Here is a 20,550-nt window from a genome sequence, read left to right as displayed (position 1 = left end):
CGCAGGCGCGAAGAGCCGGGACCCAGGGCGAGCGCGCTGGCTTGGCCGGGGAATGCTCCCGCCGCCACGGCGCCGGCCCCCGGGTCCCGGCGCGGCGCCGCCTCCGGCGGCTGGCCGGGACGGTGGCTTCCTCGACCCGCACCCGGTAACCGAGACAACCGATTTGGCAAGGACAGGCTGACATGCTGGTCCAGCATTTCCTGGAGGCGAGTGCCGCTCGCCATCCCGACAAGACGGCGCTGGTCGCAGGATCCGAGCGCCTGACCTATGCCGAGCTCGACGCGCGGGCGAACGCGCTGGCGCATGCGCTGGCCAGGCTCGGCGTGCGGCGCGGCGACCGGGTGGCGATCCAGCTCGAGAACGGCGTCGAATGCGTCGTCTCGCTGTTCGCGACGCTGAAGGCCGGCGGCGCCTACATGGTCCTGAACCCCAGCATGAAGCCGGGCAAGCTCGGCTACGTGCTGCGCGACTCCGGTGCGGTGGCGCTGGTCACCGACGCCGGCCATCTGGCACGACTCGCGGCGGCGGGCGAGGAGGCGCCGGACCTGCGCCACGTCCTGCTGACCGATGCGGAAGCGGCCAGGGAGACCGTCGGCGGCATCGCCCCGCTGTCGTTTGGCGGCCTGATCGCCGATCGGGCCGGTGTCGCCGGTCCGCCGGCCGTGCGCTGCATCGACGCCGACCTCGCCTCGCTGATCTACACCTCGGGTTCGACCGGCGAGCCCAAGGGTGTCATCTCGATGCACCGGAACATCGTCGCCGCCTCCGGCTCCATCATCGAATATCTCGGCAACACGCCCGAGGACGTCATCCTCAGCGCCCTGCCGCTCGCCTTCGACTACGGCCTCTACCAGCTGCTGATGTGCGTGCGCTTCGGCGGCACGCTGGTGCTGGAGCGCAGTTTCGCTTTCCCGGCCGCCGTGCTGCAGAAGGTGGCGGCGGAGAAGGTGACCGGCTTCCCGATCGTGCCGACCATGCTGGCGATGCTGCTGCGCCTCGACCTGTCGAAGTTCGACCTGTCCGGCCTGCGCTATCTCAGCAATACCGGTGCCGCCCTGCCGGTCGAGCATATCCGGCGCCTGCGCGGGCTGCTGCCGCATCTCACAGTCTTCTCGATGTACGGCCTGACCGAGTGCAAGCGGGCGTCCTACCTGCCGCCGGACCAGATCGACATCCGGCCGTCCTCGATCGGCAAGGGCATGCCGAACAGCGAACTCTATCTCGTCGACGACGACGGCCGCCCGATCGAGGGTGCGGGCGAGGGCGAGCTGGTGGTGCGCGGCTCCAACGTCATGCCCGGCTACTGGCGCCAGCCCGAGACGACGGCGCGCACCTTCCGCGACGGCCCGGTGCCCGGCGAGAAGGTGCTGTTCACCGGCGATACGTTCCGGCGCGACGAAGACGGCTTCTACTATTTCGTCGGCCGCCGCGACGAGATGATCAAGTCGCGCGGCGAACGGGTCAGCCCGCGCGAGATCGAGAACGTGCTGTGCGAACTCCCCGAGGTCGCCGAGGCGGCGGTGATCGGCGTGCCCGATCCCATCCTGGGCCAGTCGATCCGGGCCTATCTCGTGCTGCGCGGCGATGCGGCTCTCGCTGACCGTGCCGTGCTGCGCCACTGCGCCGTGCGGCTCGAGGATTTCGCCGTGCCGCAGCGCGTGTTCTTTCGCGACGCCCTGCCGCTCGGCAACACGGGCAAGATCGACAAGAAGGCGCTTCTCGCCGAAGCGCTCGCCGAGGAGGCAGCAGCTTGAGCTTTTCCGCCGAAACCCTGCGCATCGACGCCGACGCGGCGATCGCATCGATCACCACAGAGATCCGCCGCATCGTCGGCCGCGACCTCCGCCGGCGCGGCGTCGTGCTGGGCCTGTCGGGCGGCATCGACAGCAGCGTCTGCGCCGCCCTGTGCGCCGAAGCGCTCGGCAAGGACCGCGTCTTCGTCCTGCACATGCCGGAGACGGATTCCTCCGACGACAGCCTGCGCCTCAGCACCATGGTCGCCGACGCGCTCGGCGTGCGTGGTGCCGTCGAGACGATCACGCCCATCCTCGAGGGTGCGGGCTGCTACCGCCGCCGCGACGAGGCGGTGCGCCGGGACATTCCCAACTTCGGCCCCGACTGGAAGATGAAGCTGGTCCTGCCGAACATCGTCGAGACCGACAGCTACCAGATCACCTCGCTGGTGGCGCAGGCGCCCGACGGGCGCGTCGTGAAGGTGCGCCCGAAGCCCGAGGTCTACGCCGCCATCGTGGCCGCGACCAACTTCAAGCAGCGCACCCGCAAGATGCTCGAATATTACTACGCGGACCTGCTGAACTACGCCGTCATCGGCACGCCCAACCGCGTCGAATACGACCAGGGCTTCTTCGTGAAGAACGGCGACGGTGCCGCCGACCTGAAGCCGATCGCCCACCTCTACAAGTCCCAGGTCTACCAGTTGGCCGCCCACCTCGGCATCCCCGAGGAGATCCGCTCGCGCCCGCCGTCGACCGACACCTTCTCCATGGCCCAGACCCAGGAGGAATTCTACTTCGCGCTCCCCTACGACCGCATGGACCTCTGCCTCTACGGCAAGAACCACGGCATTGCGGAAGCCGAAGTGGCCGCCGCCGCCGGCATCACCGTCGACCAACTCCACCGCGTCTGGCGCTCCATCGACGCCAAACGCAGCACGACCCGGTATCTGCATCTCGCGCCGGTGCTGATGGAGCCGGTCGAAGAGATCGCGTGACCGCGAAAATGACCTCTCGTAGGGGCGGGACTTGTCGGTCGAGATGGAATGCCGGCGTCGTCCCCGACAGCTGTCCCGTCTGCCGTGCACCCGGCCCGCGGCCCTTTCAGCGTGTGCACGGCGCCGCCTATTGGCACTGCCCGTCGTGCGAGGCGCGTTTCCTCGATCCACGACAGCGGCCGGCGCGGCGCGAGGAACATGCCGCCTATCGGCTGCACGAGAACGACGCCGACGATCCCGGCTACCGGCGCTTCCTGTCGAAGCTCGTGCTGCCGCTGCTGGAGCGGCTGCCGGCGAGCATGTCCGGGCTGGACTATGGCTCCGGTCCGAACTCCGCACTGGCGGCGATGCTGGGGGAGTCGGGGCACAGGCTCGCACTCTATGACCCCCTGTTCCGGCCGGATCGTTCCGTCCTCGACCAGCGCTACGACTTCGTCACCTGCACCGAGACGGCGGAGCATTTCCATCATCCGGCGGACGAGTTCGACCGGCTGGGCGGCCTTCTGCGGCCCGGCGGCCTGCTGGCCGTGATGACCTGCTTCCAGACCGACGACGCGCGCTTCGCCGACTGGCACTATCGCCGCGATCCCACCCACGTCGTCTTCTACCGCGAGGCGACGTTGCGGCGGATTGCGAAACAGCGCGGCTGGACCTGCGAGATCCCGGTGAAGGACGTGGCCTTCATGCGCCTGCCGGCGGCGTGAAGCCCCGCCCTGGACGTGAAGGTCGGCCTCAGAGGCCGAGCATCCCCTTCGCCAGCACGCTGCGCTGCACCTCGTCGGTGCCGCCCATGATCGAGTTCGCACGGTGGTTGAAGTAGCGGGCGGAGGCGTTGCGTGCCAGATCCGGCGCCACGGGCTCGACGTTGGCGACCATCGCCTCCGCCGGCTCCGCGAGCAGCAGGGCGCACGGACCGATCGCCTCCATGGCGAGTTCGGTCGCGGCATGGTGCAGCCGCGCGCCCAGCAGCTTGGTGATCGAGGATTCGGCCCCAGGACGGTCGCCGCGGGCCACCCGGTCGAGCAGCCGCATCTCCGTCCAACTCATGGCCTCGACCTCCATGTCGAGGGCGGCGAGCCGGCGGCGGAACACCTCGCAGTCGGCGACCGGCCGGCCGTGCTCGGTCGCCCACGCCGCGGCCCGGCGGACGCGCGCGAGGTGCGCCCGCACGCGATGCGAGAGGAAGGCGCCGCCGCGCTCGTACTCAAGCAGATACTTGGCGATTTCCCAGCCCTGTCCCTCTCGCCCGACCCGTTGCGCCTGCGGCACGCGGACATCGTCGAAGAAGACCTGGTTGAACTCGTGCTGGCCGCCGAGGAAGGGCAGGGGGCGCACCGTGATGCCGGGGCGGGTCATTTCGATCAGCAGGAAGGTGATGCCCTCCTGCTTGCGGCCGCCGGCGTCGGTCCGCACCAGGCAGAAGATCCAGTCGGCTTCGTGCGCGCAGGTGGTCCAGATCTTGGAGCCGTTGACGACATAGTCGTCGCCGTCGGGCACGGCGCGCATGTTCAGGCTCGCCAGGTCCGAGCCGGAGCCGGGCTCGGAATAGCCCTGGCACCAATAGTCGTCGGCGGCGGCGATGCGCGGCAGGAAACGGCGCTGCTGCTCCGGCGTGCCGAACGCCATCAGCACCGGCCCGATCATCTTCAGGCCCTGGTTCTGCAGCGGCGGCGCCCCGCCCAAAGCCATTTCGGTGTCGAACAGGAAGCGCTGCGCCACACTCCACCCTGGTCCGCCATGCTCGCGCGGCCAGTTGGGCGCGGACCAGCCGCGGGCGTGCAGGATCTTCGTCCAGCGGGCGGTATCGCTGCGCGAGGCGAACAGCACGTTGGCGGTCTCGGCCCAGCGTGCCCGTAGGTCGTCGGGCAGGTCCGACCGGACGAAGGCGCGCACCTCTTCGGCGAAGGCGCACTCTTCCGGCGAGAAGGCGAGGTCCATCGGCGGCCCCCCGTGCGGCTCAGATGCCGGGAAGCGGCTCGCCCCAGCGATCCTGGTAGACGAACTCGCTGAGCGCCCCACGGCCGACCGGCCCGAACCGGCCCATCGGCCAGCCGATCGGGACGATCGCGTAGGAATGCACCCCGTCCGGCAATCCCAGCGCCGCCTCGGATTCCTTCTCGAACAGCAGGTGGCGTGTCGTCAGCGTGGCACCCAGCCCAAGGGCGCGCGCCGCGAGCAGCATGTTCTGCACCGCCGGATAGATCGACGCGCCGGAGGTGCGGTTGGGCGGCGCGTCGCCGTCGACCTGGCAGGCGACGATCCAGACCGGCGCCTCGTGGAAATGGTCCGTCAGATACTCCACCGCAGCGTGCTGGCGATGATACTTCTCCGCGGTCGAGCCCGGCGGCGGCGCGCTGGAGGCGTAGCGCGGCCCGATGATCTCGTCGAAGGCGCGCTTGTAGTGCACCTGCACCGCCTTCTTGATCTCCGGGTCCTTCACGACCAGGAACCGCCAGCGCTGGGTGTTGCCGCCGTTCGCGGCGGCGATGCCGGCGCGCAGGATCTTGTGGATCAGCTCGTCCGGCACGGGATCGGGCTTCAGGCGCCGCATGGCGCGCGTCGTATGGAGGATGGTAAAGACGTCGGTATCGGAGAGGTCCAGATCGTCGGCCATTGCATCCTCCGGCTTCGGCTTGTTCTGCGCCCATGCTCCACTCATCGTCCGGAACGCGCAATGCCCAGGGCCACGGACGACAGGGCGAGGAAACACGGGACGGCCGGCATGTGGTTCGCGAAACTCGCGCTGATCCTCGTCGTCGCCTATGTCGTCGTCGTCGCCGTCATGTACGGCGCACAGACATGGCTCCTGTTCCCGACGCGCCTCGCCGCCGCATCGGGGCCGCTGCTGCCCGCCGCGGCCCAGCGGCTGGAGGCTAGCGCCGCGGACGGGACGCGGCTGCACGGCGTGCGCATCCCGCCGGTACGGGAGACGGACGGTGATCGGCTCGTCCTGCTGGGATTCGGCGGCAACGCCTGGAATGCGGAGAGCGTGGCGCTCTATCTGCACGGGCTGTTCCCGGAGGCCGAGGCGGTCGCATTCCACTATCGCGGCTATCCGCCGAGCGACGGGCGGCCGAGTGCCGCCGCGCTGCTCGCCGACGCACCGCTGCTGTATGACCAGGCCGTCGGCGCCGCACCGGCGCGCGTCGTCGCCGTCGGCTTCAGCATCGGTACCGGGGTCGCGGCCGAAGTCGCGCGCAGCCGCCGGCTCGACGGACTGATCCTGGTCAGCCCATTCGATTCGCTGGCCGCCGTGGCGGCCGACCTCTATCCGTGGCTGCCGGTCAAATGGCTGCTGCGCCATCGCATGCCGACCGCCGCGCTTCTGCGGGAGGTCGACGCGCCGACGGCGGTGATCGCGGCCGAGCGGGACGGGATCGTGCCGCCCCGGCGCACGGCGGCGCTGCGGCCGGTCATCCGCGATCTGGTGCTCGACCTGACGGTCCCCGGCGCCGGCCACAACGATCTCTACGCGATGCCGGCCTTCGGCGCCGCGATGGTGGAGGCGCTGCAACGGATCGAGGACCGGCACCCATCGCGCTGAACCCGCGCCGCGGAGCCCTGTGGCGCCGCCGGCCGCCACCGGCGATTATGGGCCGGGAACCGCCGCGAAGCTCTTGCAACCGGGTGGGGACGGCGGACAGAAAAGCGCAAGGGGCGGACGATGCAGCGGTACCGGGATTGAGCGCGAAGCCACGTGCGAAGCTGCTGGCGCCGTTCGCCGTGCGCAGCTTCCGGTTCCAGTGGCCCGCCGATCTCTCGACATCCTGGGCTCAGGAGATGGAGACGATCATCCTCGGCTGGTACGTGCTGGTCGCGACGGAATCGGTGCTCCTGCTGACGGTCTTCGCGTCGCTGCAGTTCGGCGGGACGCTGGTGGCGCCGGTGTTCGGTCTGGTCGGCGACCGGATCGGCCATCGCAACCTCCTGTGCGTGATGCGCGCGTCCTACGCGATCTTCGCCGCGACCCTGACCCTGCTCGCGACGTTCGACGCCCTCGCACCGCCGATCGTCTTCGTCATCGCCACCCTGGTGGGGCTGGTGCGGCCGTCCGACCTCGTCATGCGCAACGCGCTGATCGGTGCGACGATCCCGCCCGGCGGCCTGATGGGGGCGATGAGCATTTCGCGCACGACCGCCGACTCGGCGCGCGTCGCGGGCGCCCTTGCGGGTGCCGGCCTCGTCGCGACGCTCGGCATGGCGGCGGCCTATGCGATGATCACGACCCTCTACGCGACCAGCTTCCTGCTGACCCTCGGCGTCGCCGGGCGCGGCGGCGACGACGGCGCGGCGGCGCCCTCGGTGGGACGGTCCTCGCCGCTGCGCGACCTCACCGAGGCCGCCGCCTCGGTCTGGTCGACGCCGCACCTCCTGGCCGCGATGAGCCTCGCCTTCCTGGTCAACATGACGGCGTTTCCGCTCAGCGGAGGCCTGCTGCCCTATGTGGCGCGCGACGTCTACGGCGCCGACCAGACCTGGCTCGGCTATCTGGTGGCGGGCTTCGCGTCCGGCGGGCTCGTCGGCTCGATCACCCTATCGCGGACCGCCGCCGCGATCCGTCCCGCCCGGATGATGATCGTCTTCGCCGTCGTCTGGTACCTGCTGCTGCTCGTCTTCGCGCAGACGCAGACGGCCATCGCCGGTGTCGCCGTGCTCATGGTCGCCGGCTTCATGCAGAGCCTCTGCATGGTTCCCATGTCGGTCATGCTGGTGAAGGGCGCGCCGCCGCGCATCCGCGGCCGCGTCATGGGCCTGCGCATGCTCGCGGTCTACGGGCTGCCGGTCGGCCTGCTGGTGGCCGGCCCGATGATCGCCGGCTTCGGCTTCGCCGCGACGGCCAGCTGCTACGCGGTGCTCGGCCTGCTGCTGACCCTGGCGATCGGCCTGCACTGGCGCGCGCATCTCTGGGGCGTCGATACTCCCGGCAACGCACCGTAGGGAGAGGTTGCCCATGGCCCGCTACGAAATCGTGCCGCAGTCGGAAGGGCCGCGCCGCGCCTTCCGCATCACCCTCGGCCTGCGCGAGGGCTACACCCGCGAAGGCCGGATCTACGACATCGAGGAGGCCGTCCGCGCCGCGCACCGCTGGATGACCGACCGGTCGGCGCGCGGTGAGCCCTTCCTCTCCGGCATGTTCACCAAGGGCGAGGTCGTCTATGCGTGGCCGCAGCGCGAGGGGGAGGCGGGCAGCGACCGCGAGCCGGTCGCCATCTTCACCGGCGAGGCGATCCCGCTCTACGCCGCGGAACTGGACGACGCCACGGTGACCGACCTGCTCAACGAACTCGCCGCGGAACTCGGGCGCGTGCTCGGCCAGGAGGAAGTCTTCGTCTCCTTCCGCGACCGCAGCTGGATCCTGAGCGCCGTGCGGCCGCTCTCCGGCTGAACCCTGCGGATCGGTCGCACCCGCTCTTGTGCGCGGACCGCCGTCGGAGGAAGGTTCGGGCGATGGAGCGACCGGCACGCACGAACGACGTGCCGGCGCTCGCGCGATTCGGAGGGGTGTCATGAAGGTCGGGTTCATCGGCGTCGGCAACATGGGCGGGCCCATGTGCCGCAACATCGTGAAGAACACCAATCACGAGGTGATCGTCTTCGACCTCGGCGCCGCGGCGGTCGCGCGCTGCACCGAGGCGGGCGCCAAGGCCGCCGGCAGCATCGCCGAACTGGTGGCGCAGGCGGACGTGGTCTTCACCTCCCTGCCGATGCCGAAGGACGTCGACGCGGTCGCTTTGGGTGCGGGCGGCATCGGCGAGAGCGCCAGGCCCGGCACCGTCTATTTCGACCTCAGCACCAACTCTCCTGTGGAGGCGCGCCGGGTCGCTGAAGCACTGCAGGCGAGGGGCGTGACGATGCTCGACGCACCGGTCAGTGGCGGCGTCGTCGGCGCCGAGGCGGGCACGCTCGCGGTCATGGTCGGCGGCGATCCGGCGGCCTACGAGACGCATCTGGCCCTGCTGCGCTCGTTCGCCGCCAACCCGATCCACATGGGCGCGGTCGGCGCCGGCTCGATCGCCAAGCTCGTCAACAACATGATGGCCTTCTGCAACATGGCGGCGGCCGCCGAAGGCCTGATGCTCGGTGCGGCGGCCGGCATCGACCTGGAGAAGCTGGCCACGGTCATCCGCACCAGCAGCGGCGGCAGCGCCATCTTCCAGAAGTTCGGCGAGCGCGCCCTGGCCGGGCAGTTCGAGGCGGCCTTTGCCCTCGACCTCGCCTACAAGGACCTGCACCTGGCGCTCGAGCTCGCCGACCAGCTGAACGTGCCGGTGCCGGCGGGGGCGCAGACCCACAACCTCATGCGCATGGCGCGCGGCATGGGCTTCGGCCGCGACGATTCGAGTTCAGTGGTCCGCGTCTACGAGGCGGCGGCCGGGCGTCCCCTGAGCAGCCGGTCGTCCTAGCCGGTTCTTCAGGCTGCCGGCGCCGGCGGGCCGTCGAACGACAGGAAGCGCGCGCCCAGGGCGGCCGCTTTCGCCGCCGCGGCCCTGTCGGCGACGTGTCCCACCACGAGGTGGGTGCGCTGTCGCCGCAGATCCGCGAGCAGCTTCTCCTGCCGCGCCGGCTCGCGCTCCGACGTCTCGACGAGAACGCCGCAGTCGACCTCGACGAGCGAGACGCCGCAGTCGCGCAATGGCAGTCCCATCGTATCGGCGCGCGCCAGCACCAGGATGCGGAAGCGCGACAGGGCGCGCAGCGGCGCCAGCAGTTCCATCGCACGGCTCGGCAGGATGTCCGGCGGCACGCCCTCGACCCGCAGGATGAGCGCCCGCCGATGCGACTCGGGCATCTGATGGCAGATGGCGAGGAGCCTGTCCCGCGTCGGACGTGACTGCAGCGTCGCGGCGTGGATCGTTGCGACCATCAGCAGTGCCGGCCGTTTGGTTAGCAGGTTTGGTATCGCGTTCGAAACGCGCCCGAGCAGCATCATGTCGATATTGGCCAGGAGCTGCGCCGCGTCGGCGGTCACCTGGGCGAGGCGGCCCAGGGCGGCGCGCGTGTGCCGGTCGAACTCGGCGACCAGCACCGGCGCCGGCTCTCCCGAGGCCGTCTCCACACGCCGCATGTCGAGGCGGGCGGTGCCGTACAGCTCGGCCAGCACCCCCTGCTCGTCCGCCCGCAGCCGTTCTGCCGCCTGGGCGAGCTTGCTGCCGATCAGCTCGCCGACGTCGATGCCCGATCCGGCATCGTCCGGAGCCAACTCGATCTCGTGCGTCTCGACGACAACTGCGCCCATGGAACCGTCGGCCGCCTCGCCGAGGATCTGGCGCTCGATCTCGCGTTGGATCGCCTGCGCCTTGAACCAGGCGCTGTCGCCGTCGAGCCGCGCGAAGCAGATGACGAAGTCGCCCTGGACGTTGCGCGAGATCACGTCCTCGCGGTCGAGCCGGCCGCGAATCGTGCGAAGCGCGATCTCGTAGACGCGCGCCGACCAGCGCGCCCACCGGTCGCCGAAGTGGCTGCGCACGGTGTCGATCCGCACGAGCTGGAGCCGTCCTGCGGCGAGCCGGCGCGGTTCTTCGCCGATCAGCGCCGCCAGTTTCTCTCCGGCGGCAGCGTCATCCGCCGTCTGCGGCACGAAGGCCCACGCGACGATGTTGCGGCGTTCCATCGGCGTCGTCGCGCGCCGCACGCCGGCGACGATGGGACGTCCGTCTTCGGCGTGCAGGATCTGCGGTGCGGCTTCGTCGGTCGCCGTCGCGGCGAGGGCGGGGAACAGGTCCCGGCCCAGTCGCCGCCCCGCCGCGGCGCGCGCCGTCGGGCCGAAGGTTTCCGTGAAGGCGCCGTTGACGACGAGGACGGTACCATCCTCCTCCGACAGTGCCATCGGCGTGGCCGACAGCTCGAAGGTGGTCGACAGAAGTGCCTCGACGTGGGCGCGCTGCGCCGACAGGCGGCTGACCTGCGCGTTCACGCGCCGCCGCTTCGTCGTGTAGGTGAAGATGCGCGGCAAGGCGCGGATCGTGGCATCGTCTTGGGCGAGATAGTCCTCGGCCCCCGCATGGATCAGATCGCTCGCCAGGGCATCCGGGATGGCGGGTCCCATCGCGAAGACGATAGCATCGGGCAGGGCGGCAGCGACTCCCCGCACCGCAAGAAGGGCCGAAGCCGCGTCACCGCCGGTGCCCACGACGACGATGCGGATATCCTGCCCGGTTCTGGCGCCCTGGACCTCCGCCGGCGTGTCGACCGCGCGTATCGGCATCCCAGCATGGTCGCTTGCCGCCAGGGCGGCGGCGATCGAACCGGCGGTTCGGGAATCGACGCCGACGAGCAGCACAGCCGGACGCTCGGCCTCGTCTGCGACCTGATCCTGGCGCGCCATCCTCGTTCGTCGTCCTTGGGCCGTGCTGCCTCGTTATTGTCACCTTGACCGCAACGCGTAACGGAGCCGTTAAGCCCGCGGTCACGCCCTTCGGTCGACAGCCGCAGGCGATCCCATTAGCCTAGGTACGGACAAATAGAATGCCGGCGGCGTCGCACGCCGGTCGCCCAGAGGACGCCCCTATGCAACTCGACTATTCCGAGAAGCACCGCGCGCTCCAGTCGGAGATTCGCGCCTTCATCGCAGCACATCGGGACAAGTCGCCCAAGCCGGGCGGCGGACGGCGGAGGCCCGACCGGCGGATGCTGGAGTGGCAGGCGCTGCTGCTGGAGCACGGCTATTTCGGCCGGACGATTCCGAAGAAGTATGGCGGCTACGGGGCGCCGCCGGACGTGCTGGAGGCGGCGATCATCGCCGAGGAGTTCAGCCGCGCCGGCGTTTCGCCCGGCATCATGAACCAGGGCATCAGCATGCTCGTCCCGACGCTGCTGGAGGTCGGGACCGAGGAACAGCGCGAGCGCTGGATTGGCCCGACGATCCGCGGCGAGGTCATCTGGTGCCAAGGCTATTCCGAGCCGGGCTCCGGCAGCGACCTCGCCTCGCTGCGCACCCGCGCCGAACTGGTCGACGGGCACTTCGTCGTCAACGGCCAGAAGATCTGGACCAGCTCGGCGCATTTCTCGGACATGATGTTCCTGCTCTGCCGCACCGAGCCGGACAAGCCGAAGCACGAGGGCATCTCCTACCTGCTCCTGTCGATGCAGACGCCCGGGATCGAGGTGCGGCCGCTCACCACCATGACCGAGCAGGCGACGTTCAACGAGGTCTTCTTCACCGACGCGCGCGTGCCCGCCGACCAGATCGTCATGGGACGCGGCCAGGGCTGGCATGTCGCCAACGTCACGCTGAAGTTCGAACGCCTGCTGCTCGGCGATTCGAACAAGCTGATGCAGCGCCTCCACCGCATCCGCGAGATGATGGAGCGCACCGACATCGACGGCGTGCGTCTCATGGACCGGCCCGAATGGCGCGACCGGCTGCTGCGGCTGCAGGGCGAGGTCATGGCCTCGAAATATCACGGGCTGCGCCTGCTGACCGACACCGCGCGCGGCGAGGATTCCGGCGTCCGGCGGATGATCGTGAAGTATTTCGGCACGCTGCTGGCGCACCGCCTGTCGTCGCTGGCCGTCGACGTGATGGGCGCCAATGGGCTGATCTACGAGCCGAGCGGCGAGAGCGCGGACGGCGACGACGCGACCACCTGGTGGGTCGACTACATGTACGACATCGGCCTGATCATCGGCGGCGGCAGCTCGAACATTCAGAAGAACATCATCGCGGAGCGCGGCCTCGGCATGCCGCGCGAACCGAAGCCGGCGCAGCCGGCGCGTGTGGGGGCCTGAGCCATGGAATTCGGACTGTCCGAAGAGCAGCGTCTGTTCGACGAGGCGGTGCGCGGGTTCCTCGCCGACCGCGTGCCGATGGAGGAGCGGCGCCGGCTGGCGGAGGGCGACGGGTTCGACGCGGGCCTCTGGGACGGGCTCGTCGAACTCGGCCTGACGGGGATGCTGGTGCCGGAACGATTCGGCGGCAGCGGGCTCGGCGTGTTCGATGCGGCGCTGGCCGCCGAGGCGCTGGGCGCCGCTGCGGCACCCGTGCCGTTCGCAGGGCCCGCCGTGATGGCGCCGCTGGCGATCCTGGCGGCGGGCGACGCCGGTCAGCAGGCCCGCTGGCTGCCGCGCATCGCGTCGGGCGAGGTCCGCGTCGCAGTCGCCTTCGCCGGCCTGTCGGGCACGGCCGGCGCGGGCACGGTGCGCATCGCGGACGCGAGCATCGACGGCGAACTCCGCGGTGTGATGGATGCGGCAGGCGCCACGCACCTGATCGTGATGGCGGGCGACGGCGGCATGGCCATCGTCGCGGCCGACGCTGCCGGCGTCGCGGTAGAGGTCCGGCGGAGTCTGGACCGGACCCGCGCACTCGGCCACGTGACGCTGACCGGGGCGGCGGGCGAGCCGCTGGCTGCCGCGAACGATCCGCTCGCCGCAGCGCGGCGCGTGCTGGACGCGGGGCGGATCATGCTGGCGGCGGATACTCTCGGCGCCTGCCAGCACATGGTGGACGAGGCGGTGGCCTATGCGCTGCAGCGCGTGCAGTTCGGCCGCGTGATCGCCAGCTTCCAGGGCGTGAAGCACACCTGCGCCGACATGGTGACGATGCTGGAGCCGGCGCGCTCGCTGGTCTGGTACGCGGCCTATGCCCAGGACGCCGTGCCGGACGAGGCGCGCATGGCGGCGTGCCACGCCAAGGCGCATCTCGGCGAGGTGGGCCGCGACGTGTCACGCCATGCGACGGAGGTGCATGGCGGCATGGGCTTCACGGACCTGCTCGGCCTCCACTACTGGTTCAAGCGCGTGGCCTTCGACCGCCAGCTACTCGGGTCGCCTGAACGCTGCCGCGAAGAAGCTGCTGCGGCGCAAGGCTGGATCGCGGCCTGACCTCAGTCTTTGCCGCTCTCCCACGGATCGTAGGTGCCAAAGCTCCAGAAATGGCCTTCGGGATCGGCGCAGGTGTAGCCGCGCCCGCCATAGTCCTCGTCCTTGATGTCGATCTTGATGTCGGCGCCGGCGGCCTTCGCGCGCGCATAATGCGCATCGGCGTCGTCGACGATGAGGTAGGGGCTCTGCGTGCCGACGCCGCCGATCTCGTCCGGCTGCCGGAACATCAATCCATAGGCCGTATCGGTCATCGAGCCGACCATGATCATTCCATTGCCGAAGACGAGCTGGGCGTGGGTGATGGCGCCGGCCTGCCCGGGAACCACCATCTGCTTCTCGAAGCCGAAGGCCTCGCAGAGCCAGTCCACCATCTTCGCCGATTCGCGATAGCGGATCGCGGGGATGATCGTCGCGCGGGTGTTCTTCGCGTTGCCGGACATGACGCCTCCTTTCGTGTCGGCTGATCAACCCGTCAGGCGGCCGCGGGTTCATCGTTGCGGCGCGGTTCGATCCCCCGGCGGCGCAGCAGCCGGCCGCAGCAGCGGCTCCCGTCCGCCAGGCTTCGACGCAGAAACCGGCGGGTGCGATCCTGCCCCCCGGAGCGGTCCCGGCACCAGACGGCGAAGGTCGCGACCAGCAGCGCGGTAAGGGCGACTTCCTCCATCTGCCGCCGGACGCCACCCGCATCGAGCAGGGCGGCCTCGCGGATCCAGTGCACCGTCCGTGACAGGTTGAACACCAGGGGCACCCAATGGTGCGGATGGCCGGGCCAGAGCTTGGCGGCGATCATCGAAGCCGTCACCCGGCGATGCGGGGCGAGCGCGTCGAGGAAGCGGAGGATCGCGGTTTCGATGCGCTCGTTCGGCGGCTGCTCCACGAATCCGGCAGGCATCGGGGCCAGCATCGCGGCGACGCCGCGGCGGAGCCAGGCGTCGGCGATCGCATCGAGGTCGCGATAGCGGTTCGCCAGCGCGTTCAGGGGGATGTCCAGGCGCTCGGCGACGGTATGGAGGCGCACGCCCTCCCAACCCACCTGCTCCGCGAGCGCCAGGGTCTCCTCCACGATCCTGTGGTCGAGGTCGTCCGCGGCGTGAGAGCGTGCCGGTGCGGCCGGCGTGCCGGTGGTCCTGCGGGCCATGTCCATCTCCGTATCCGGGCGGCGGGGCGTCGGGCGTCGGGGCTTTGCAAAAGCCGGGCGCTTCATCGAAGCTTAGGGCGACCATTGCACCGGAAAAGGCCAGAGATCATGACCGAGCCGCGCCGCCCCGCTCCCCTCGATCCGCAGATGAAGGCCTTCCTCGAGGCCACCACAGACCGCGGCACGGCGGGCGTCGACGTCTTCACCGCCGACGTCGCCCAACTGCGGGCGAACGTCGAGGCGGGGCGGATCGGCTATGCCGGCGGCGGCCCTCAGATGGCACGGGTCGAGGAGTTCGCGGTGCCGGGTCCGGGGCGGCTGATCTTCTGCCGTCTCAACGTTCCCGAGGGCGCTGCCGCACCGGCTCCCGTCCTCGTCCTGCTGCACGGGGGCGGCTGGACCTGGAACAGCATCGACACGGTCGACCGGACGGCGCGGGAATATGCCGCCCGTTCGGGTTTCGCAGTCCTCTCGGTCGATTACTCGCTCTCGCCCGAATACAAGTTTCCGCAGGCGCTCAACGAATGTGTCGCCGCCGTGCGCTGGGTGGCCCGGGCGGGCGGTGAGCGCGGGCTCGACCCGAAGCGTGTCGTTGTCGGCGGCGACTCGGCCGGTGGCAATCTCGCGGCCGCGACGGCGCTGGTGCTGCGCGATGCGGGCGAGGCGCTGCTCGCCGGCTGCCTGCTGAACTACGGCGTCTTCGATTCCGATTTCGGTCGAGAATCCTATCGGATCTACGGCGACGGTACCTATTACCTGTCCGAGCGCATGATGCGCTTCTTCTGGCGCAATTACACCGCGACGCCCGACCAGATGCGCCACCCTCTGGCGGCGCCCTTGCGTGCGGACCTGGCCGGACTGCCGCCGCTGTTCATCGGCGTCGCGGAAGTCGACGTGCTGGCCGACGACAGCGCCGCGATGGCCGAGAAGGCGCGCGCGGCCGGGGTGCCGGTCGCCTACAAGGTCTATCCGGGCATGACGCACGGCTTCATCCGGGCGCCCGAGGAACTGGACAAGGCCGCAGAGCTGTTGGCCGACGGCGCCGCTTGGCTCCGCGGGATCGCCGGGTAGCTACTCGACGGTGACGGACTTGGCCAGGTTGCGCGGCTGGTCGACGTCTGTCCCCTTCAACACCGCCGTGTGGTAGGCGAGGAGCTGTACCGGGATCGAGTAGAGGATCGGCGTCACGAACGGATCGACGGCCGGCATCTCGATGGCCTCGACCGCATATCGGCCCGCCGCGGCGATACCGGCGGCGTCGCTGATCAGGATCACCTTGCCGCCGCGCGCGACGACCTGCTGGATGTTCGAAGCGGTCTTCTCGAAGAGGCTGTCAGAAGGCGCGATCACGACGACCGGCACAGCCTTGTCGATGAGGGCGATCGGGCCGTGCTTCATCTCCCCGGCGGCATAGCCCTCGGCGTGGATGTAGGAGATCTCTTTCAGCTTGAGCGCGCCTTCGAGCGCGATCGGGTAGCTGGTGCCGCGGCCGAGATAAAGAACGTCGCGCGCCTGCATCACCGTCTTCGCGATCTCGCGAATGCGTTCGTCATGGTTCATGACCTCCGCCGTCCTGGCCGGCACCTCGAGCAGCGCCGCCGTCAGCTTCGCGGCCTTCTCGGCATCGATCGTGCCACGGGCGACGCCCATCTCGATCGCCAGCGCGGCGAGGACGGTCAGCTGGGTGGTGAAGGCCTTGGTCGACGCCACGCCGATCTCGGGGCCGGCGAGGGTGAGGAGCGAGCCGTCTGACTCGCGCGCGATGGCGCTCTCGGCGACGTTCACGATGGAGATGACCGTCTGCCCCTGCTTCTTCGCATAGCGCAGGGCGGCGAGCGTGTCGATCGTCTCGCCCGATTGCGAGATGCAGAGCGTCATGCCGCCCGGCGTCATCGGCGGTTCGCGATACCGCATCTCCGAGGCGATGTCGGCGTCGACCGGGATGCGGGCGATCTGCTCCAGCCAGTATTTCGCGACGAAGCCGGCGAGGAAGGCGGTGCCGCAGGCCGTGACGGTGATGCGCGGGACCGTCGCGAGGTCGACCGGCAGTTCCGGAAGCTGCATGCGCCGGGTCGTCGGGTTGAACAGCGCCCGCAGCGTGTCGCCGACGACCGTCGGCTGCTCGTAGATCTCCTTGAGCATGAAGTGCGGGTAGTTGCCCTTGCCGATCATCGCACCGGAAAAGGCGGTCTCGCGAACCGGCCGTTCGGCCGGGTTGCCGTCGACGTCGTAGACCTGGGCGCTGCGCCCGGAGAGGACGACCCAGTCGCCCTCCTCCAGATAGCAGATCTTCTGCGTCAGCGGCGCCAGCGCTAGGGCGTCCGAGCCGAGGTACATCTCGCCGTCGCCGTAGCCGACCGCCAGCGGACTGCCCTGCCGGGCGCCGATCATCAGGTCGTGCTCGCCGGCGAAGATGATGGCCAGCGAGAAGGCGCCGTCGAGGCGGGCGAGCGTGATCTTGGTCGCCTCGACCGGCGACATGCCGTCGTCGAGATAGCGCGTGATCAGCTGGACGACGACCTCGGTGTCGGTCTCCGACTCGAAGGCGTAGCCGCGCGCCTGCAGTTCGACGCGCAGGGCCTGGAAATTCTCGATGATGCCGTTGTGGACGACGGCGACCCGCTTTGTTGCGTGCGGGTGCGTGTTGATTTCGTTCGGGGCGCCGTGCGTCGCCCAGCGCGTGTGGCCGATGCCGATCTTGCCGCCGAGCGGCTGGCGCTCGACGAGCTTCGCAAGGTTGTCGAGTTTGCCTTCGGCGCGGCGCCGGTCGATCTTGCCGTCGACGATGGAGGCGACTCCGGCCGAGTCGTAGCCGCGGTATTCGAGGCGCTTCAGGCCTTCGACGAGGAGGGGGCAGACGTCCCGAAGGCCGATGATCCCGATGATGCCGCACATAGGATTGCTCGATGCTGCTGCGGTTAGCCTTCGGAGCCGGTCCGGCGTCGTGCGCCCTGTCCGGTTGCGAGTTGCCGGCGCGCGCGGAAGCGGCGCCCGCCCCCTTCGACGGTCTTCTCGTCGCCGCGCACGACGGTGAGGCCGTCGGCGGGAACGTCGTGGGTGACGGTGCTGCCGGCGCCGACGATGGCGCCGTCGCCGATCTTCACGGGTGCCACGAGCGAACTGTTGGAGCCGATGAACGCCCCGGCGCCGACGTCGGTGAAATGCTTCTCGAAGCCGTCATAGTTGCAGGTGATCGTACCGGCGCCGATGTTCGCGCCCGCGCCGATGCGGGCGTCGCCGATATAGGTGAGGTGGTTGATCTTCGCACCCTGCTCGACGGTCGCCTTCTTCACCTCGACAAAATTGCCGATGTGGGCGTCCTGCCCGATATCCGCGCCGGGCCGCAGCCGCGCGAACGGGCCGATGACGGCCCCGGATGCGACCTTCGCACCCTCCAGATGGCTGAAGGCGCGGATCTCCGCGCCGTCCTCGACAACGACGCGGGGGCCGAAGACGACGTTCGGGCCGACCGTCACGTCCTTTCCGAGGCGCGTGTCTGCAGAGAAGAAGACGGTCTCCGGCGCCGTCAGGGTGGCGCCGTCGCGCATCGCCTGTTCGCGCAGCCGGTTCTGCAGCACGGCCTCGGCCGCGGCGAGGTCGATCCGGGAATTGACGCCGAGCAACTCCGCTTCGTCACCTTCGACGACGGCGCAGGAGAGGCCGTCGGCGCGTGCGATGGCGACGATGTCGGTCAGGTAATATTCGCCCTTCGCGTTCGCGTTGCCGACGCGATCGAGCAGTCCGAACAACGCCTTGCCGTCGATCGCCATGACACCGGAATTGCACAGCGGCAGTGCCCGCTGCGCCGGCGTCGCGTCGCGCCACTCGACGATCGCCTCCAGGCTGCCGTCAGCGGCCGTCACCAGCCGGCCATACTCGTTGGCGGCGACGGGTCGCATGCCGAGCACGACGACCGCGGGCCGGGCCGGCGACTGCCGTTTCGCCAGCATCGCCGTCAGGGTTTCGGCCGAGATCAGCGGCGTATCGCCGTAGAGCACCAGCACGTCGCCCTCGAAATCCGCCAGTGCTTCGCGGGCGGCGCTCACGGCGTGGCCGGTGCCCAGGGCTTCGTGCTGGATGGCGGTCGCGGCGGGTGCCACGGCGTCGGCGACCTGTCCGCCGTCCGGCGAGACCACCACGACGGCGCGCTCGACGCCGATCCCGCGGACGGTCTCGAGCAGGTGCAGGATCATCGGCCGGTTGGCCAGCGGGTGCAGAACCTTGGGGAGCGCCGACTTCATGCGGGTGCCCTTGCCGGCCGCGAGGACGACGGCGGCGACCTGATCGTGCGTCATCTGGCTTCTTGCTGCTGTGCTCACCGGAATATCGTCTAGCATAGTGTCCATTTCGAGGCGTAGTGATGAAACGCACATTCTTTCGCACAGTGGCAATGCCGCCGACTCCTGGAAAGGGGAGGCAGGCCACGGCGACGGCACAACACCGTATGCGACAGCGGTGCCGCTCCGCCACCGTCCACGGACAACCGAAGGCTAGCATGACCAGACGTTTCACGGCCATCGTGCTCGATCTCGACGGTACCCTGATCGACAGCGCGCCGGATCTCCACGCGGCCGTCTCGGCGCTGCTGGCGGAGGAGGGGCTGCCGGCGCCGACCTTGGCCGCCGTCACCGGCATGATCGGCGACGGCATGGCGAAGCTTGTGGAGCGTGCATTTGTCGCGGCTGGACGGCCGCCTGCGCGTGACGCGCTACCGGACCTGCTGCGCCGCTTCCGGGCCTTCTACGAGGGGCCCGACCGCCCGCGCCTGACGCGCGTCTACCCGGACGTTGCGGAGACGCTGCGGCGCCTGCGGGCCGAGGGCGTGTCGCTCGCCGTCTGCACCAACAAGGCCGAGGCCGCGGCCGTCGCGATCCTCGACGAACTCGGCTTGGCGGACCTGCTCGATGCGGTGGTCGGCGGCGATCGCGTCCCCGCGCAGAAGCCGGACCCGGCGCACATCCTGGCCACCCTCGACCGGATCGGGGCCGATCGGTCCAAGGCGGCGATGGTGGGGGACAGTCCGAACGACATCGCCGCCGGCCTCGCCGCCGGCCTGCCGGTGGTGGCGGTCAGCTGGGGCTACACGAACGTGGCCCCGCCCGATCTCGGCGCGGATTGCCTGATCGACCGGTTCGCCGACCTGCCCGCGGCGCTGGATCGCCTCGCGGCCGCCCCCGTCAGGCCCTGAGGCTGAGCCAGACGCGCGGATTGGTCGGCGACTGGCGCCGGACCCAGCGGTAGGGCACCTGCTCCCAGGGGCGCACCTCCGGATCCCGCACGTCGAGTACGAAATCGCCATGGTCGGTGACGGCGACGAGCACGGCGTGTCCCCCGATCCGCGGCACGATCGCGAGCGCGATCAGCAGCGCATCCGGCGGCCATCCCATCTCGATCAGCCGGCGCCGCTTCTCCAGCGCCAGATCCTCGCAGTCGCCCTCGGTCTGCGGCAGCGTCCAATATTCGCTGCGCCCCGACGAGCGGCTGTCGGCGACGTAGCGGATGTCGCGGTTCACGCTGTCGTTGACGTGCGCGAGTTCGGCGCGTCGCGTTGCGTCCAGCGCGACCGGCCCGGCGACCTCGGACACCTCGTCGCACTGTGCCGGAAAGCGCTTGCAGAAGTCGACGAAGCCCTTGGGCGGCAGCGTGGCCGCCGCAGTCCGCATCGGCGTGGCCGTCGCCGTGGCGTCCATGCTCGCGCCGCCGGTGGTCTGGCAGGCGGTCGCGAACAGCAGCAGGACGATGGCCGGAAGAGCGCGTAGACGCATGACGGAGCCTCTTGTCTGAGGACTCCATGAAATCATGCCGTGGTTAAGCGCAGCTTAAGTCAGGCGAACCCGCTCCAGCGGCATGGTTAAAA

Annotated in this window: 19 protein-coding genes; 11 read left to right on the top strand and 8 right to left on the bottom strand. The window is 69.9% G+C overall.

Going from position 1 to position 20,550, the window contains the following annotated elements; translation table 11 throughout:
* Window positions 1–182 precede the first annotated feature (182 nt).
* The 3 genes from ABIE65_RS18275 (at window position 183) to ABIE65_RS18265 (ending at window position 3,435) form a co-directional block, all read left to right on the top strand.
* Entirely contained in the window at window positions 183–1,754 is a 1,572-nt protein-coding gene (locus ABIE65_RS18275) for a class I adenylate-forming enzyme family protein (RefSeq protein ID WP_354079708.1), read from the top strand.
* The gene (gene nadE, locus ABIE65_RS18270; protein WP_354079706.1) at window positions 1,751–2,731 is read left to right on the top strand and encodes an NAD(+) synthase; all 981 of its coding nucleotides are present in this window, start codon (window positions 1,751–1,753) and stop codon (window positions 2,729–2,731) included. The genes ABIE65_RS18275 and nadE overlap by 4 nt, the downstream gene beginning before the upstream one ends.
* Before the next feature lie 113 nt (window positions 2,732–2,844).
* A complete protein-coding gene (locus ABIE65_RS18265) occupies window positions 2,845–3,435 on the top strand; it encodes a methyltransferase domain-containing protein (RefSeq protein ID WP_354079704.1) in 591 nt (196 codons plus the stop codon).
* Window positions 3,436–3,463: 28 nt separating this feature from the next.
* Here the strand turns inward: ABIE65_RS18265 and ABIE65_RS18260 are convergent, their stop codons facing one another.
* Together ABIE65_RS18260 and ABIE65_RS18255 are read right to left on the bottom strand one after the other, a co-directional pair.
* Window positions 3,464–4,669 (bottom strand): acyl-CoA dehydrogenase family protein, encoded by a 1,206-nt coding sequence (locus tag ABIE65_RS18260; protein ID WP_354079702.1) that lies wholly within the window; start codon window positions 4,667–4,669, stop codon window positions 3,464–3,466.
* 19 nt (window positions 4,670–4,688) lie between these two features.
* Window positions 4,689–5,345 (bottom strand): nitroreductase family protein, encoded by a 657-nt coding sequence (locus tag ABIE65_RS18255; protein WP_354079700.1) that lies wholly within the window; start codon window positions 5,343–5,345, stop codon window positions 4,689–4,691.
* A 108-nt stretch (window positions 5,346–5,453) separates the two neighbouring features.
* Here ABIE65_RS18255 and ABIE65_RS18250 point away from each other — a divergent pair, with 108 nt between their 5' ends.
* The 4 genes from ABIE65_RS18250 to ABIE65_RS18235 all read left to right on the top strand — a co-directional run bounded on the left by ABIE65_RS18250 (window position 5,454) and on the right by ABIE65_RS18235 (window position 9,135).
* Window positions 5,454–6,275 carry an alpha/beta hydrolase gene (locus ABIE65_RS18250; RefSeq protein ID WP_354079698.1) on the top strand — a complete coding sequence of 274 codons (822 nt, stop codon included), beginning with the start codon at window positions 5,454–5,456 and terminating at the stop codon, window positions 6,273–6,275.
* Between the two features lie 137 nt (window positions 6,276–6,412).
* Window positions 6,413–7,669: an MFS transporter gene (locus ABIE65_RS18245; RefSeq protein WP_354079696.1), complete on the top strand. Its 1,257-nt coding sequence runs from the start codon at window positions 6,413–6,415 to the stop codon at window positions 7,667–7,669.
* A 13-nt stretch (window positions 7,670–7,682) separates the two neighbouring features.
* Window positions 7,683–8,117 carry a hypothetical protein gene (locus tag ABIE65_RS18240; protein WP_354079694.1) on the top strand — a complete coding sequence of 145 codons (435 nt, stop codon included), beginning with the start codon at window positions 7,683–7,685 and terminating at the stop codon, window positions 8,115–8,117.
* Window positions 8,118–8,238: 121 nt separating this feature from the next.
* Window positions 8,239–9,135 carry an NAD(P)-dependent oxidoreductase gene (locus tag ABIE65_RS18235; protein ID WP_354079692.1) on the top strand — a complete coding sequence of 299 codons (897 nt, stop codon included), beginning with the start codon at window positions 8,239–8,241 and terminating at the stop codon, window positions 9,133–9,135.
* Window positions 9,136–9,143: 8 nt separating this feature from the next.
* Here the strand turns inward: ABIE65_RS18235 and ABIE65_RS18230 are convergent, their stop codons facing one another.
* Window positions 9,144–11,057, bottom strand: a complete 1,914-nt coding sequence (locus ABIE65_RS18230; RefSeq protein WP_354079690.1) for a PAS domain-containing protein — start codon at window positions 11,055–11,057, stop codon at window positions 9,144–9,146.
* Window positions 11,058–11,239: 182 nt separating this feature from the next.
* Here ABIE65_RS18230 and ABIE65_RS18225 point away from each other — a divergent pair, with 182 nt between their 5' ends.
* On the top strand, window positions 11,240–12,460 hold the full coding sequence (locus ABIE65_RS18225) for an acyl-CoA dehydrogenase family protein (RefSeq protein ID WP_354079688.1): 1,221 nt from the start codon (window positions 11,240–11,242) through the stop codon (window positions 12,458–12,460).
* Window positions 12,461–12,463: 3 nt separating this feature from the next.
* Window positions 12,464–13,555, top strand: coding sequence for an acyl-CoA dehydrogenase family protein (locus tag ABIE65_RS18220; protein ID WP_354079686.1), 1,092 nt, complete (start codon window positions 12,464–12,466; stop codon window positions 13,553–13,555).
* Between the two features lie 2 nt (window positions 13,556–13,557).
* Here ABIE65_RS18220 and ABIE65_RS18215 read toward each other — a convergent pair whose 3' ends face one another.
* Window positions 13,558–13,995 carry a VOC family protein gene (locus tag ABIE65_RS18215; RefSeq protein ID WP_354079684.1) on the bottom strand — a complete coding sequence of 146 codons (438 nt, stop codon included), beginning with the start codon at window positions 13,993–13,995 and terminating at the stop codon, window positions 13,558–13,560.
* 32 nt (window positions 13,996–14,027) lie between these two features.
* On the bottom strand, window positions 14,028–14,693 hold the full coding sequence (locus ABIE65_RS18210) for a hypothetical protein (protein WP_354079682.1): 666 nt from the start codon (window positions 14,691–14,693) through the stop codon (window positions 14,028–14,030).
* 108 nt (window positions 14,694–14,801) lie between these two features.
* Here ABIE65_RS18210 and ABIE65_RS18205 point away from each other — a divergent pair, with 108 nt between their 5' ends.
* Entirely contained in the window at window positions 14,802–15,764 is a 963-nt protein-coding gene (locus ABIE65_RS18205) for an alpha/beta hydrolase (RefSeq protein WP_354079680.1), read from the top strand.
* On the opposite strand, the gene glmS is transcribed toward ABIE65_RS18205, so the two are convergent.
* Together glmS and glmU are read right to left on the bottom strand one after the other, a co-directional pair.
* Entirely contained in the window at window positions 15,765–17,588 is a 1,824-nt protein-coding gene (gene glmS / locus ABIE65_RS18200) for a glutamine--fructose-6-phosphate transaminase (isomerizing) (RefSeq protein ID WP_354079678.1), read from the bottom strand.
* A 23-nt stretch (window positions 17,589–17,611) separates the two neighbouring features.
* On the bottom strand, window positions 17,612–18,988 hold the full coding sequence (gene glmU / locus ABIE65_RS18195; RefSeq protein WP_354079676.1) for a bifunctional UDP-N-acetylglucosamine diphosphorylase/glucosamine-1-phosphate N-acetyltransferase GlmU: 1,377 nt from the start codon (window positions 18,986–18,988) through the stop codon (window positions 17,612–17,614).
* Window positions 18,989–19,188: 200 nt separating this feature from the next.
* Here glmU and gph point away from each other — a divergent pair, with 200 nt between their 5' ends.
* Entirely contained in the window at window positions 19,189–19,881 is a 693-nt protein-coding gene (gene gph, locus ABIE65_RS18190; RefSeq protein ID WP_354079674.1) for a phosphoglycolate phosphatase, read from the top strand.
* On the opposite strand, the gene ABIE65_RS18185 is transcribed toward gph, so the two are convergent.
* Entirely contained in the window at window positions 19,871–20,458 is a 588-nt protein-coding gene (locus tag ABIE65_RS18185; protein ID WP_354079672.1) for a transglutaminase-like cysteine peptidase, read from the bottom strand. The two genes, gph and ABIE65_RS18185, sit on opposite strands and share 11 nt — an antisense overlap.
* Between the last annotated feature and the right edge of the window lie 92 nt (window positions 20,459–20,550).

This window comes from Constrictibacter sp. MBR-5, from assembly GCF_040549485.1.
Taxonomy (GTDB): domain Bacteria; phylum Pseudomonadota; class Alphaproteobacteria; order JAJUGE01; family JAJUGE01; genus Constrictibacter.
This window is presented reverse-complemented; position numbering and strand designations above follow the sequence as displayed.

Coding starts and splice junctions, on each gene's coding strand:
- ABIE65_RS18275 (WP_354079708.1), top strand. CDS start 183: ATGCTGGTCCAGCATTTCCTGGAGGCGAGTGCCGCTCGCCATCCCGAC.
- ABIE65_RS18260 (WP_354079702.1), bottom strand. CDS start 4,669: ATGGACCTCGCCTTCTCGCCGGAAGAGTGCGCCTTCGCCGAAGAGGTG.
- ABIE65_RS18255 (WP_354079700.1), bottom strand. CDS start 5,345: ATGGCCGACGATCTGGACCTCTCCGATACCGACGTCTTTACCATCCTC.
- ABIE65_RS18250 (WP_354079698.1), top strand. CDS start 5,454: ATGTGGTTCGCGAAACTCGCGCTGATCCTCGTCGTCGCCTATGTCGTC.
- ABIE65_RS18240 (WP_354079694.1), top strand. CDS start 7,683: ATGGCCCGCTACGAAATCGTGCCGCAGTCGGAAGGGCCGCGCCGCGCC.
- ABIE65_RS18235 (WP_354079692.1), top strand. CDS start 8,239: ATGAAGGTCGGGTTCATCGGCGTCGGCAACATGGGCGGGCCCATGTGC.
- ABIE65_RS18230 (WP_354079690.1), bottom strand. CDS start 11,057: ATGGCGCGCCAGGATCAGGTCGCAGACGAGGCCGAGCGTCCGGCTGTG.
- ABIE65_RS18225 (WP_354079688.1), top strand. CDS start 11,240: ATGCAACTCGACTATTCCGAGAAGCACCGCGCGCTCCAGTCGGAGATT.
- ABIE65_RS18220 (WP_354079686.1), top strand. CDS start 12,464: ATGGAATTCGGACTGTCCGAAGAGCAGCGTCTGTTCGACGAGGCGGTG.
- ABIE65_RS18215 (WP_354079684.1), bottom strand. CDS start 13,995: ATGTCCGGCAACGCGAAGAACACCCGCGCGACGATCATCCCCGCGATC.
- ABIE65_RS18210 (WP_354079682.1), bottom strand. CDS start 14,693: ATGGCCCGCAGGACCACCGGCACGCCGGCCGCACCGGCACGCTCTCAC.
- ABIE65_RS18205 (WP_354079680.1), top strand. CDS start 14,802: ATGACCGAGCCGCGCCGCCCCGCTCCCCTCGATCCGCAGATGAAGGCC.
- glmS (WP_354079678.1), bottom strand. CDS start 17,588: ATGTGCGGCATCATCGGGATCATCGGCCTTCGGGACGTCTGCCCCCTC.
- glmU (WP_354079676.1), bottom strand. CDS start 18,988: ATGACGCACGATCAGGTCGCCGCCGTCGTCCTCGCGGCCGGCAAGGGC.
- gph (WP_354079674.1), top strand. CDS start 19,189: ATGACCAGACGTTTCACGGCCATCGTGCTCGATCTCGACGGTACCCTG.
- ABIE65_RS18185 (WP_354079672.1), bottom strand. CDS start 20,458: ATGCGTCTACGCGCTCTTCCGGCCATCGTCCTGCTGCTGTTCGCGACC.